Source organism: Streptomyces sp. E-08, from assembly GCF_049913095.1.
Lineage (GTDB): Bacteria > Actinomycetota > Actinomycetes > Streptomycetales > Streptomycetaceae > Streptomyces.
Map to the genome: position 1 here is coordinate 4,112,057 of NZ_CP183971.1, position 12,143 is coordinate 4,124,199.

The following is a 12,143-nucleotide window of genomic DNA, read 5'->3' on the forward strand; positions in this document are numbered from 1 at the left end:
CACCGGACCGCCGGGCGGGCGCCGGCAGGTGCCCCACCCGTGCCCTCCAGGGCGATGAACGGCGGTCGCCACGGGTACGGGCAGGGCCTCCTGGCAGGACCCGCGGAGAGACTTGTCCGCATGTCAGAGGCCATATGGAGCTGCTTCGGCCACGCCGCGGGCCGCGTTGCGGGCCGCGTTGCGGGGCGCGTTGCGGGGCGCGTTGCGGGGCGGGTTGCGGGGCGGGTTCGTTCAGCCGATGCGGATGACGGCCTTGCCTCGGGCTCCTCCCGCGGCGAGGCGCCGGATCGCGGTGGGGACGTCGGCGAGTCCGTACTCGGCTGAGATGTCGATGTGGACCTGGCGGTCAGCCAGCAGGCGCAGGGCCTCGGCCGCGCTGGCGGCGAGGCGTTCGGGGTGGGTCCGGCTGAGCAGGTTGCCGTTGTGGGCCAGGACGGATCTGCCGTTCATGAGCAGGTCGTCGGCGTCGATCTGTACTGGTTCGGAAGGGGCCATGCTGCCGTACAGGGCGAGGCGGCCGTGCGGGGCCAGCAGGTCGAGGTGGGCCCGGCGGGCCGGACCGCCGACGGGGTCGAGGATGACGTCGAACCGCTCGTCGGCGAGCGAACCGGGAAAGTCGGCGCGGGAGGTCAGACGGTCGTAGCCGAGGCCCGCCGCGTAGTCGGCTTGCGCGGCGCCACCGTCACCGCCGACGCCGACGATGCGGGCGGCGCCGGCGGCTTTGGCGAATTGGGCGGCGAGTGAGCCGACGCCTCCGAGCGCCGCGTGGATGAGCACGCGGTCTCCGGGCCGGACGCGGGTGACGGTGTTGATCAGGTCGTAGGCGGTCGGGGTGGCCCAGCCGAAGGCTGCCGCGGTGCGGGGATCAAGGCCCTCGGCCGGGAAGGCGAGCACGGCCGGGGCCGTGGCGACCTCGGCGAAGGCCCCGGAGGCGGTGAGCGCGGTGACGGGCCGGCCGATGCGCGCGGCATCGACGCCCTCGCCGACAGCGACGATGTCCCCGGCGGCTTCGAAGCCGGGGATGAAGGGGCGCGGTACGGGGAATCGGCCGTCGCCGACGAGGACGTCACCCCACTGCAGGCCTGCGTACCCGACTCGGATGGCCACCTCGCCGGGGCCCGGGGCCGGGGCTTCGACGGTGGCGAGGGCGAATCGGTCGTCGGACCCGAGCACGATGGCCTTCATCAGTACGCTCCCTGGGTTGAATCAGTATCCTGACACTGGGACGCTACGAGTATCAAGTACCTGAGTCAAGACAGGGAGCTGAGTAAAAATGGGTGACGTGACGGAGATTCCCGCGGAGGAACACCTGTGCACGCGCATCCGGCGCACCGAGCAGGCGCTGATGTCGCACCACGAGGCCGTGCTGCGCGGCTACGGCCTGACCATGACCCAGTACACGGTGCTGCTGACCCTGTCCCGAGAACCCGGCGGCCTGTCCGGAGCCCAGCTGGCACGCGCGTGCGGCGTCACCCAACAGACCATGGCCCCGGTGCTCGCCGGACTCCAGAACAAGGACCTGATCAGACGGGAGACCTCCCCGGTGCACGCGAAGGTCCTCATCGCCTCCCTCACCGCACTCGGCGGGGACCTGCTCGACCGCGCCTACCAGGAGGTGATCGTGCTCGAACGCGCCCTCTCGCAAGCCTTCACACCCGCTGAACACACCGCCCTGTGCGACCTTCTGGAACGCGCCCGCGAAGTACTCGCGGAACAGACCCGCCGGGCCCAAGCGGGCGCGAAGGGCACCACCTGACCCCGGTCGCACCGAGGTCGCCGCGGCCCGTCGGCGGACCGCATCCACAAGCCGCTCCACAGTGGTCGGCATCCGCCCGCCAAGTCGGCGCCGATCCCCGTACATTGGTAGACCTGGAACGAGGCGAGTCGTGGTGTGACGGAGGGGGCGCCCCGTGGTCGAGAAGATCGTTGGCGGCATCGTCGTGGCCCTGCTGTCCGGCGTGGGCCGGCTGTTGTGGGCGAACAGGAAGCACCTGTCGCTGCTGAAGATACTGCTCACGCCGTTCGCCCGGACGCGGGTCTCGGTGGCCGTGCTGCTGCGCGTCCACGACGAGGACCACTACGTGCTGTTCGCCTCGGACAACCGGCCGGGCGCCTTCGGTCCGCCCGGCGGTGTCGTGAAGTACCAGGAGGGCGCCAGGCGCACCCTGGAGCGGCTCGGCTTCGAGCCGGAGGGCCGCAACCGCGAGGTGATGCGGCACGACCTGCGCGGCTTCCTGGGCGCGCTGCGCGTGCTCGGTTTCGCGCGCTGGCTGTCCAAGGAGGTCGACCGGGAGACCGCGACCGACTGCCTGCGGCGCGAACTCGTCGAGGAGCTGGGCGAGGTGGGCCATGAGGAGCTCGTTCCGCTGGCCCGCGAGGTCGGTTTCCGGTCAGCTCGCCGCGTGATCGACGGGCCGCTGAAGGTGCCGGGCGAGACGTACAAGCAGATCCGTTTCTTCGACGTCTACGACTTGGTCACGGACAAGCCGGAGGCGACCCGCCTGCGGGACGCGCTGCTCGAACTGGCGGACGACACCACCGAGGGTCTGGTGATCGGCGCCAACCGTGCGGAGATCGCCCGCGGTCGGGCGCAGGCGCACGTCGTACTACCTCAGTCGGCCTTTCTGGCGGGAGACAAGAGGTTCCGGGAGGACCTCACTCCGGCCTCCTGACACTCCCTCAGGACCTGCCCGAACGCCCGCGGACGCATGGCGCAATGGCACCTCCCCGTACCTACGCGATCTGCGATAGATCAATGCGCAACGACCCGATGCGCGCAAGCGGTACGAAAGGGCATGGCAATGGCGCCATTCATCTCCCCGGACGAGTTCGAGCTCTGCTTAACGACCGTCGCGCATGCCATGGGCGAGGCCCTGGCCGCCGACCCGCGGCTCGGGCCGCGGTTCACCCGGTCACGCATGGTCATGGCGGAGGCCGAGCAGGAACTCGCCGACAACAACCTCGTCGGGCCCGCCTTCAAGATCGCCAATACGGCGCTCGCCACGGCGTCCGAGTTCTTCATGCGGACGGACCCGGAGCGGGCACGCGAGCTCCTCGGCATAGCGGTACGGCTCTACAACCACCGCAACCCGGAGAAGTTCGCGTCGTCGCTCGCGAGGTGCCAGGAACTCCTGGCGCAGTTGGACGCCCTCCCGTCCGGCGGCACCCCGGCCCTCGCCGTGCAGCCGCCCCCGCAGCAGCCCTTCCGGCCTGCCCCTGCCCCCACCCCTGTCCCCGCCCCCGCGCCGGCCCCCCTTCCGGAAGGGCTCCTCGCAGCGCAGCCCTCCCCGACGCCGCAGCAGCCCCAGCAGGCCGTCGCCCCGGCGCCCGTCCCCGGCCCCCGCTCCTTCGGTGCCGGCTCCGGCTCCGAAGGAGCGGGCTCGGCGTCCTCCTGGCGGCGCGCCGCCGACGACGACGGTGACGACGGCGAGGGTGAGGGCCTGAGGGCGCTCCGGGACCACCAGCACAACGTCACCTGGGAGCAACTGCTCGCTGAGTGGCGCATCGGCAGCTCCGACGGAACGCCCGCCGAGGAGCTGCTCGACGCCTTCGGCGAGCACGTGGCCGGGATGATCCGGCGGAACGCGCCGACGGCCGCCGAGCAGTTCGTGGCGATCCTCGAGGACGACCTGTTCCATCTCCGGGAGCGGCTCGTCGGGGTCTCCGTGCCCACCGACGTCTACGAGCCGCTGCACGAACGGGCGAAGGAGGTCCGGCACGTCGCGGCCCGTGACCTGCGCGGGTACACGCGCGGCGGCACGGCCTCCGAGGCGCAGCGGATCCGGCTGGAATGGCTCGCCACCGCGCTCCTGAACCTCTCCCTGCGGGTGCACCTTCCCGAGAACGGCCATCAGATCGCCGCCGACGTCCTCGGCTATCTCCAGACCCTTCAGGTCGAGCACCGCTACAACAACGACCGTCGCGAACTCCTTCTCGCCGTCGCGGAGGCGACCACGCTCGTCGCCGTCGGCGAACTCCGCGACTACCACCTGTCCCGCATCGACTTCGTGTGCCGCTGGGTGCGGCACGCCGTAGCCGTCCGGCTCCTCGTCGGAGGCCCGGAACCCGTGGAGCCCGGTGAGACCCGGGCCCACCGGAGGGTGCGCATCCAGGACAGCCCCGGGCGCTACGACTACCCCGACAAGTGGGCGACCTCCCTCCTGCGCCAGTGGGCGGACGAGCCCGAGCGCTGGAACAGCGTCGCCTTCATCCTGCTGCTGCTCTCCAACTGGAAGGCGGAGGGCCTGGAGCGGCTGCTCGCGGCCTTGTACTACCGGTCGTACGAGACCGCGGGGCCCGTGACGGAGGACGAGGACAAGATCCGCGACTTCTGGCTCGGGCGCGCCCTGGAGATGCTCGGCGTGGCCCGGGCCATCCGCGTGGTGCGGAACGCCTGGGAGCCGGGTGCGGTGGGCGCCTCCGCCTCCACGTCCATGTCGCTGGCCGAGCGGGACTCCACGCTCCAGCTGCCCAGCCGGCTGCTCCAGGGCGTGGCCGTGGAACTCGCGCCGAAGGCGAACGGCGCCGTGATGCAGGGCGCCCTCTTCGCCGACCGGCCCGTACCGACCTTCCTCGCCTCGAACGTCTTCGGCCCCATCGGCGTCCTCAAGATCGACGAGGCGGCGAAGGTGCAGCGCGAGAAGGAGAACTTCGACCGCTACGGCGAGGCGCTCCACCCCGTCTACCGGTCGAGCAAGTGCACGGTGTCGACGGTGACCGTCATCAACAGCAGCAACGGGCTGCGCTACCAGGGCATCCTGACCTCGTACGTCTTCCGCAACCGCGACGAGCCGACCACCTTCCGCACCTGGCTGGTCAGGACCGAGGACGCGAAGGACGCGAAGCTCGAGGAGGTGGTCGACGAGCTGCTCCTGGTAGCCCTCGGACCGTGGCTGAGCAACGCCAGCCGCGCCATGGGGGATCTGCGCGGTGAGTACCCGGCGCTGCGGCCCGACGACTACGACCGGACGAGTTACGCCCCCGGGAAGGACGCCCGGACGGAGCTCGAGCACTTCGTGGCCCCCGAGGTCGCGGAGATCTTCGACGTCGAGGGCGGGCTCACCTGGCGGCCCCGTACCCTCGGCGCGCTCTTCAAGGGGTCCTCGCTCCCGGGGACGGAGGTCTTCACGGACGACGACGCGAAGCTGACCAACCCGCTGTGGCTGGTGGCTCACATCGCGGAGGTCTTTCCCGGGGACGACACGGACGAGGCCGCTGCCACGGTGACGGACTCCACCGAGCAGGACCCGGCCGAGCTGCTCGAATGGCTGCTGTACGACCGCCAGGGCGGTCTGACCACCCGCTCGTACCTCACCTGTGTCTCCCACGGAGATCTGCACGGCGAGAACGTCCTGGTGGGCGGCGCGGAGCGGCCCGTGCCCGATCTGTATCTGATCGACTTCGAGACCACACACCGCGGCCACATCTGCAAGGACTTCGCACGCCTCGAATCGGCGCTGTGGTCCCGGACGTTCGCCTGGACGCCCGAGCAGCTGGCCGAGATCCGGCCCTGGTTCGCGCAGGCCCAGCGCGGCACGGCGCTGTGGGATCCGGAGATTCCGGAGCAGGCCGATCCGAAGGTTCGGCGCGTCCTGACCTGTGTGAAGCGGCTGCGGGCCATTCTCAAGGGGTGTGAGCAGCCGAACTGGGCGTGCACCGATCTCGAGTACCGCTGGGCGCTGTTCGCCTCGCTGCTGCCGTTCGCCCGCTACCGCGACCACGAGGCGCCGAACAACCGTCTGCTGCCGTTCCTGCTGGCGGCCGAGGTGGCCCAGGGGCTGGTCGACGACGCGGCGAAGGCCACGGGGAAGGGCGCGTAGTCCGCTCTCGCACGAAGGCCCGGGCCGGCGACGACCTGGGCCTTCGTCGTCTGCTCAGAGGATCAGGCAGCGACGCCTGGTGGCCGGCGGCCGCGCCATCGGCGCGGGGCCGGGTCACGCGTCGCAGGTGCCGACCGGTTGGAGTGCTGCCACCTCTCCCAGGGGGATGTCCACGGACCGCTGCCCGGCGTCCGCGACCTCCAGGCCCAGGACGCCGCCGCCGCTCGCCCGCAGCGTGCCGCACCAGGTGCCCGAGGCGGTGGACACCTCGACCAGTGCGCCCGTCTTCGAGGAGCCTTCCTCCGGCCACCACCCCGTGCTGGCCGCGACGGCGACCAGGAGCACGGTGAGGAAGGTGAGGCTGATGCCGAGGCGGAGCCGCCGCCCGGCGTGCACCGCGTCCGTCGTCGGCGACGCGTGCACCGGCCAGGCGATCCGCGCCACGAGGTACGTCGCCACGCACGCGACACCGAGACCGAGCAGCACCAGCGCCCCCGCCACCGCCTCCACCGCCCGCGGCGCGCCCGAGCCGCCCGTGCCGCCGCTCTTGATCGCCCCGCACAGCCCCGCGAAGCCCAGGACGGCGAGCTGGAGGGTCAGCCAGCCGCGCGCGGAGGTCTGCAGTCGGCCGTCTGCGTCATCTGCCATTCCGTCAGGATGACGAACACCGGGCCGTGTCAGCGGTGCACACGCGGGCGAGGACCCCCGTGTGGCGGTTCGTTCCGTGCATGCACGTTCGAAGAGAAGATGTGACGCAGGTCACCTTTCGATCCTGTCAGGGAACGGGCGGCTGTCCGGTTCAGGAGGCGGAACCGCGCCGGACCACGGCAGCCACCGCCCAGACAGGAGCACGGACATGGAGCACCGCATCGTCGTCCTCGGAGCCGGCTACACCGGAGCCATCGCCGCGGGACGCCTCGCCAAGCGGCTCCACCGCGAGGACGTCGCCATCACCCTCGTCAACGCCGAACCCGACTTCGTCGAGCGCGTCCGGCTGCACCAGCTCGCGGCCGGCCAGGACCTGAAGCCCCGCCCCTTCGGCGAGATGTTCGCAGGCACGGGCGTGGAACTGAAGCTCGCGAAGGTCACCGCCGTGGACGTGGACCGCAAGACGGTCACGGTCAGCGCCGCGAACAGCCCCGAGCACGAGGAACTGGCCTACGACACCCTCGTCTACGCCCTCGGCAGCGGCTGGAACACCCAGGGCGTCCCCGGCACCGCCGAACACGCCCACGAGATCTCCAGCCGCCCCGGAGCCCTCCGCCTCCGCGACCGCCTCGCCGCCCTGAAGGCCGGACAGTCCGTGGTCGTCGTCGGCGGCGGCCTCACCGGCCTGGAGGCCGCGACCGAGATCGCCGAGACCCGCCCCGACCTCGACGTCGCCCTCGCCGCCCGCGGCGCCCTCGGCGACTGGCTCTCGGAGCAGGGCAGGGCCCACCTGCGGAAGGTCGTCGACGGGCTCGGCATCACGGTCCACGAACACGCCGCGGTCGACACCGTGGCGGCCGACCGCGTCACGACCGCCGACGGACGGACCCTCCCCGCCGCGGTCACCGTCTGGACCACCGGCTTCGCCGTCCACCCGATCGCCCGGGCCACCACCCTGGAGCTCACCGACACCGGCCAGATCGTGGTCGACGCGACGATGCGCTCGCTCTCCCACCCCGACGTGTACGCCGTCGGCGACGCGGCGATGGCGATCGGCCCGGGCGACAAGCCCCTCCGCATGTCCTGCGCCTCGGGCACCCCCATGGCCTGGCAGGCGGCCGACGCCATCGCCGCCCGCCTCACCGACACCAAGGTCCCCCACGTCGCCGTCCACTACTCCAAGCAGTGCATCTCCCTCGGCCGCAAGGAGGCCCTCATCCAGTTCGTCACCGCCGACGACCAGGCGGTCGAGAAGACCATGACCGGCCGCAAGGCCGTCCTCTTCAAGGAACTGATCTGCAAGGGCGCGGCCTGGAGCGTCGCCAGGCCGACCCTGGGCATGCCGTCCCGGCGCCGCCGCATCGCACGGCAGGAGACCGGGAACCGCGTACGGGCGGAGGTGGCGGCCTGACGTCGGCCCGGCCCGACCGCCTACGGCAAGGGTCCGGTTCCCGTCCTCCGCCCGTGGACGAAGCCCCAGGTCAGAGACCTGGGGCTTCGTCGTTGCGTCACTGGGTGGAGGCCCACCAGGTCGAGGGCGCCGCGACGGTGTATCCCAGGGACTCGTACAGCGGCCTGCCCAGCTTCGAGGCGGTGAGGGTGACCGGCAGGTCCGCCAGCGGGGCGAGGGCGCCGAGCATCACGGCCCGCCCCACACCGCGCGACCGGAAGGCCGTCGACGTACCGATCCAGTAGTGGCTGCCGACGCCGTCGTCCACGACGCTGACGCCGGCCCCCGCGGCCACGCCCTCGTACAGGGCGACGAACACGTCCACACCCGGCTGCTCGATCAGCGCCGGCGGGAACAGCTCGCCGGGCCGGTAGGGCTCGAATCCGTCCAGCTCGAAGCCCTCGATCACGATCCGCTCGGCCGCCTGGAGGTCCTCGGGCTTCCGCGCCCTGATCACCTCCAGCGCCGGTGCGTCCACGGGCCCCGGCCGGCGCAGCATGACGGGCATCTGCCAGTTGCGCATGCCCAGGTGGCTCAGATCGGTAGAGCCGAACGGGTCCTCGGCGTTCACCGGGCCGGCGGCACCGCGCACCAGCTCGCTCAACTCGGCCACTTCGCCCGGGTCGAGGTCGGGCTCCTGGATCAGGACCCGCAGGCCGGCCCGCGCGCCGCCGTCGACCGCGACGAACCCGCGACGCCGGACGACCTCGTGCCCGCGGCTTCGGCCGGTCGCGATCCAGAGGGCGGCGGAGTTACGGGCCTGACGCATGGGCGCCTCGGCCAGGGTCAGGGACGAAGATCTTGTTGTCATTTCGCCTACCGTAGTGCGCAGTTGCCCCGCCACACAGGCGGACGTTCGCGTCCTGGAGGTCGGCGTCCCGGTCCGCCCAGAGCTCTCGCACCGTGTCGACGAACGCGCGGACCCGGGCGTTCTCCGAGGTGGTCGGCCAGAGGAAGCAGTAGTCGACGGTCGGGTCGTCGCGGAAGGGGACCCAGGCGACGTCCGGGCGGGCGTGGTAGCGCTCGGCGTCCTGGCTGGCCGGGGAGACGCCGCGACCCAGGCCCACCAGGTTCATGAGCTCCGTCCAGTGCGTGGCGCCGGGCCGACCGTGAGGTCGGGCTCGTCCACCGGCTGCTCGGTGACCTGGAGGTCGACCCGGCCGCTCCTGATCGGCCCGAAGGGGTCGGAGGCACCCCGACAACAGCGGTGGTCTCCACCCGCTGACGCCCTCACCGGTGCCGCTCCCGGAGACGATCTTCACTCCGCGGGGGCATCAGCCCGCCGTGGTTCCCGTCGAGACCGTCTACCCCGCGCTGGTCGACGCTCTCTCCGGCAGCGGCCTCGCCTATCTGCACGTCGTCTTCGCCGACCCCGATACCAGCCGCTCTTCCAGCACCTCCGCAAGCACTGGGAGGGCACCCTGATCGCCAACCCCGTGCTCCCGTGGCCCGGGCCGCTGCCGGACAAGGGCCTGATGTACGTGGGCGGGGAGGAGGGGTACACCGACTGTCCCGCCCTCGCGGGCGACCGCGGCTAGGTGGTCAGGCCGCCGCGCGCGCGACGAGGGCCGCGATGCGCTTCTCCGTCTCCGGGTCCAGGGCCGTGAGGGCGTACGAGGTGGGCCACAGCGTGTCCTCGTCGAGGGCGGCCTGGTCACTGAACCCCAGCGTCGCGTAACGGGACTTGAACTTCTGGGCGCTCTGGAAGAAGCAGACGACCTTGCCGTCCCTGGCGTAGGCGGGCATGCCGTACCAGAGCTTCGGGGTGAGGCCCGGGGCGTTCTCCTTCACGAGGGCGTGGACGCGCTCGGCGAGGACCCGGTCCTCGTCGGGCATCTCCGCGATCTTCGCGAGCACTTCGGGCTCGACGTCCGCCTTCGCCCCGCGTCGCTTCGTCGCCTTCAGCTCCTTGGCGTGCTCCTTCATCGCGTCGCGCTCGTCGTCGGTGAAACCGTCGTAGGACTTCTCGTTCGCGGCCATGGTGGGTTCCCCTCGTGGTCGTTCGGTGGTCAGGACCCGGCGCCGTGCAGCCGCAGCGTCCGCGCGCGTTCCGCGCGGCGGGTCAGCAGGTAGTCGTACGGCGAGGCCCCGTAGGCCAGGCGGAACCGGCGGGTCAGGAGCGCGGGCGGCAGGTCCGCCGTCCGGGCCAGCTCCAGGACGTCCAGCGGGTGCGCGTACTCCCGGTCGATGCGGTCGCGGACGCGGCGCATGCGGGTGAAGTCGTCCAGGCGCCGTGCCGTGACGCGCGCCTGCGCCCAGCCCGGGCGGCACATCTAACGGACTTCCTGGATGCGGATCAGGTTGCCCGCGGGGTCGCGGAACGCGCAGTCGCGGATGCCGTACGGCTGGTCCGTCGGCTCCTGGACGACCTCCGCGTCCGCGGCCCGCACCTTCTCGAAGGTGGCGTCGAGGTTCCGGGTGGCCAGGAGGATCCAACCGTACGTGCCCTTGGCCATCATCTCGGCGATGGTCCGGCGCTCGTCCTCGGTGATGCCGGGGTCGGCGGCCGGGGGCGCCAGGAGGATCGACGTCCCCGGCTGCCCCGCGGGGCCGACGGTGATCCACCGCATCCGGCCCTGGCCGACGTCGCTGCGGACCTCGAAGCCGAGGGCGTCCCGGTAGAACGCCAGGGAGGCGTCCGGGTCGTCGTGCGGAAGGGCGGTGGTGTGAATGCTGATGTCCATGAGCACCACGCTAGTTGGGGCTCCCCGTCCCGCGCTTCTCGAATCCTGATCCGTTCCCGGCGCGTCTCAGTGGTGGAAGCCGGAGCGCTCGGCGTCCGACGGCACGCCCTGCGTCAGGCGCTCCAGGGCGCGGGCCATGTCCTGCGCCAGCAGGTCGATCTCGTCGCGGCCGATGCCGTGACGGATCATGACGCGCTGGATGACGGTCTCCTGCCGGTCGGGGGGCAGCGGGTAGGAGGGGACCTGCCAGCCGCGCATCCGGAGCTGGTCGGAGAGGTCGTACAGGCTGAAGCCCGCGCCCTCGGGGTCGGTGAGGGTGTACGAGACGGCGGGCAGCGCGCCCTGCCCGTCGTAGAGCAGGGTGAACGGGCCCATCCCCTTGATCTTCTCGGCGAGGTACTGGGCGGTCAGCGCGCAGGCCTCCTGGACGCGCCGGTAGCCGGCCCGCCCCAGGCGCAGGAAGTTGTAGTACTGGGCGACGATCTCGCCGCCGGGGCGGGAGAAGTTCAGGGCGAAGGTCGGCATGTCGCCGCCCAGGTAGCTCACCCGGAAGACGAGGTCCTCCGGCAGGTGCTCGGCGGTGCGCCAGACCGCCCAGCCCACGCCGAGGGGCGCGAGGCCGAACTTGTGGCCCGAGGCGTTGATGGAGGAGACCCTCGGCAGCCGGAAGTCCCAGACGAGGTCCCGGTGGAGGAACGGCGCGATGAAGCCGCCGCTCGCCGCGTCGACGTGGATCGGGACGTCGAGGCCCGACTCCTGCTGGATCCGGTCGAGTTCGGCGGAGAGCTCGGCGACCGGCTCGTAGTCGCAGGTGTAGGTGACGCCGAGGATCGCGACGACGCCGATGGTGTTCTCGTCGACGTAGTCCTTCAGCTGGTGCGGGCGCAGGCCGGTGGCGCCCGGCTCCACCGGGACCTGGCGCAGCTCCACGTCGAAGTAGCGGGCGAACTTGTCCCAGCAGATCTGCACGGGGCCGCAGACGATGTTGGGCCGGTCGGTGGGCTTGCCCTCGGCGCGGCGCTTCTCCCGCCACCGCCACTTCAGGGCGAGGCCGCCGAGCATGGCGGCCTCGCTGGAGCCGGTGGTGGAGCAGCCGAGCGCCGAGCCCTCGCCGTCGGCGCTCCCGGGGGCGTTCCACAGATCGGCCAGGATGTTCACGCACCGCGACTCGATCTCGGCGGTCTGCGGGTACTCGTCCTTGTCGATCATGTTCTTGTCGAGGCACTCGTTCATCAGCTTGCGGACCTCGTCGTCCGTCCACGTCGTGCAGAACGTGGCCAGGTTCTGCGACGCGTTGCCGTCGAGCAGCAGCTCGTTGTGGAGCATCGCGTAGACGACGGAGGGAAGGTTGGGCTCCTCCGGCATCCGGTGCTTCGGCAGCACGCGCTCACTGAGCGCGGACGCGAACACGTCCGTCGCCGCGTCGGCACGCTTCGGGGCCTTCATCTCGTGGAGCGCCACAGTTTCCCCTTCGATCAGCGGTCTCGTCGACAGTCCTCTCATCAACCCACGGGGCCGGGCGGAGCGCCCGGCGGCGGCCGC

At 71.6% G+C, this 12,143-nt stretch carries 12 protein-coding genes and 1 pseudogene; 5 read left to right on the forward strand and 8 right to left on the reverse strand.

All coding sequences use genetic code 11. From position 1 onward, the window contains the following. Window positions 1–231 precede the first annotated feature (231 nt). The gene (locus tag ACN9MM_RS18800) at window positions 232–1,185 is read right to left on the reverse strand and encodes a quinone oxidoreductase family protein (RefSeq protein WP_426364709.1); all 954 of its coding nucleotides are present in this window, start codon (window positions 1,183–1,185) and stop codon (window positions 232–234) included. An 88-nt stretch (window positions 1,186–1,273) separates the two neighbouring features. Here ACN9MM_RS18800 and ACN9MM_RS18805 point away from each other — a divergent pair, with 88 nt between their 5' ends. The 3 genes from ACN9MM_RS18805 to ACN9MM_RS18815 all read left to right on the forward strand — a co-directional run bounded on the left by ACN9MM_RS18805 (window position 1,274) and on the right by ACN9MM_RS18815 (window position 5,819). Beyond that, window positions 1,274–1,756 (forward strand): MarR family winged helix-turn-helix transcriptional regulator, encoded by a 483-nt coding sequence (locus tag ACN9MM_RS18805; RefSeq protein WP_426364710.1) that lies wholly within the window; start codon window positions 1,274–1,276, stop codon window positions 1,754–1,756. A gap of 154 nt (window positions 1,757–1,910) precedes the next feature. After that, window positions 1,911–2,672 (forward strand): hypothetical protein, encoded by a 762-nt coding sequence (locus ACN9MM_RS18810; protein WP_426364711.1) that lies wholly within the window; start codon window positions 1,911–1,913, stop codon window positions 2,670–2,672. Window positions 2,673–2,795: 123 nt separating this feature from the next. Then, complete coding sequence (locus tag ACN9MM_RS18815) at window positions 2,796–5,819, forward strand: hypothetical protein (protein ID WP_426364712.1); 3,024 nt, start codon at window positions 2,796–2,798, stop codon at window positions 5,817–5,819. Window positions 5,820–5,933: 114 nt separating this feature from the next. On the opposite strand, the gene ACN9MM_RS18820 is transcribed toward ACN9MM_RS18815, so the two are convergent. Beyond that, window positions 5,934–6,467 (reverse strand): hypothetical protein, encoded by a 534-nt coding sequence (locus tag ACN9MM_RS18820; RefSeq protein ID WP_426364713.1) that lies wholly within the window; start codon window positions 6,465–6,467, stop codon window positions 5,934–5,936. 208 nt (window positions 6,468–6,675) lie between these two features. Here ACN9MM_RS18820 and ACN9MM_RS18825 point away from each other — a divergent pair, with 208 nt between their 5' ends. Continuing rightward, the gene (locus tag ACN9MM_RS18825) at window positions 6,676–7,878 is read left to right on the forward strand and encodes an NAD(P)/FAD-dependent oxidoreductase (RefSeq protein WP_426364714.1); all 1,203 of its coding nucleotides are present in this window, start codon (window positions 6,676–6,678) and stop codon (window positions 7,876–7,878) included. Between the two features lie 97 nt (window positions 7,879–7,975). On the opposite strand, the gene ACN9MM_RS18830 is transcribed toward ACN9MM_RS18825, so the two are convergent. Continuing rightward, window positions 7,976–8,728, reverse strand: coding sequence for a GNAT family N-acetyltransferase (locus ACN9MM_RS18830; RefSeq protein ID WP_426364715.1), 753 nt, complete (start codon window positions 8,726–8,728; stop codon window positions 7,976–7,978). Continuing rightward, window positions 8,670–8,993, reverse strand: coding sequence for a hypothetical protein (locus tag ACN9MM_RS18835; RefSeq protein WP_426364716.1), 324 nt, complete (start codon window positions 8,991–8,993; stop codon window positions 8,670–8,672). The genes ACN9MM_RS18830 and ACN9MM_RS18835 overlap by 59 nt, the downstream gene beginning before the upstream one ends. Window positions 8,994–9,108: 115 nt before the next feature. Between ACN9MM_RS18835 and ACN9MM_RS18840 the strand changes: the two are divergent. Beyond that, window positions 9,109–9,455, forward strand: a pseudogene (locus ACN9MM_RS18840) (hypothetical protein); the annotation flags it as partial. A gap of 4 nt (window positions 9,456–9,459) precedes the next feature. Here ACN9MM_RS18840 and ACN9MM_RS18845 read toward each other — a convergent pair. The 4 genes from ACN9MM_RS18845 to ACN9MM_RS18860 all read right to left on the reverse strand — a co-directional run bounded on the left by ACN9MM_RS18845 (window position 9,460) and on the right by ACN9MM_RS18860 (window position 12,062). Further along, window positions 9,460–9,897: an iron chaperone gene (locus ACN9MM_RS18845; RefSeq protein ID WP_426364717.1), complete on the reverse strand. Its 438-nt coding sequence runs from the start codon at window positions 9,895–9,897 to the stop codon at window positions 9,460–9,462. A gap of 29 nt (window positions 9,898–9,926) precedes the next feature. Beyond that, window positions 9,927–10,190: a hypothetical protein gene (locus ACN9MM_RS18850; protein WP_426364718.1), complete on the reverse strand. Its 264-nt coding sequence runs from the start codon at window positions 10,188–10,190 to the stop codon at window positions 9,927–9,929. Then, window positions 10,191–10,601, reverse strand: a complete 411-nt coding sequence (locus ACN9MM_RS18855) for a VOC family protein (protein ID WP_383792736.1) — start codon at window positions 10,599–10,601, stop codon at window positions 10,191–10,193. It abuts the gene before it with no gap. A 66-nt stretch (window positions 10,602–10,667) separates the two neighbouring features. Further along, window positions 10,668–12,062 (reverse strand): glutamate decarboxylase, encoded by a 1,395-nt coding sequence (locus ACN9MM_RS18860; protein ID WP_426364719.1) that lies wholly within the window; start codon window positions 12,060–12,062, stop codon window positions 10,668–10,670. Window positions 12,063–12,143: the final 81 nt, after the last annotated feature.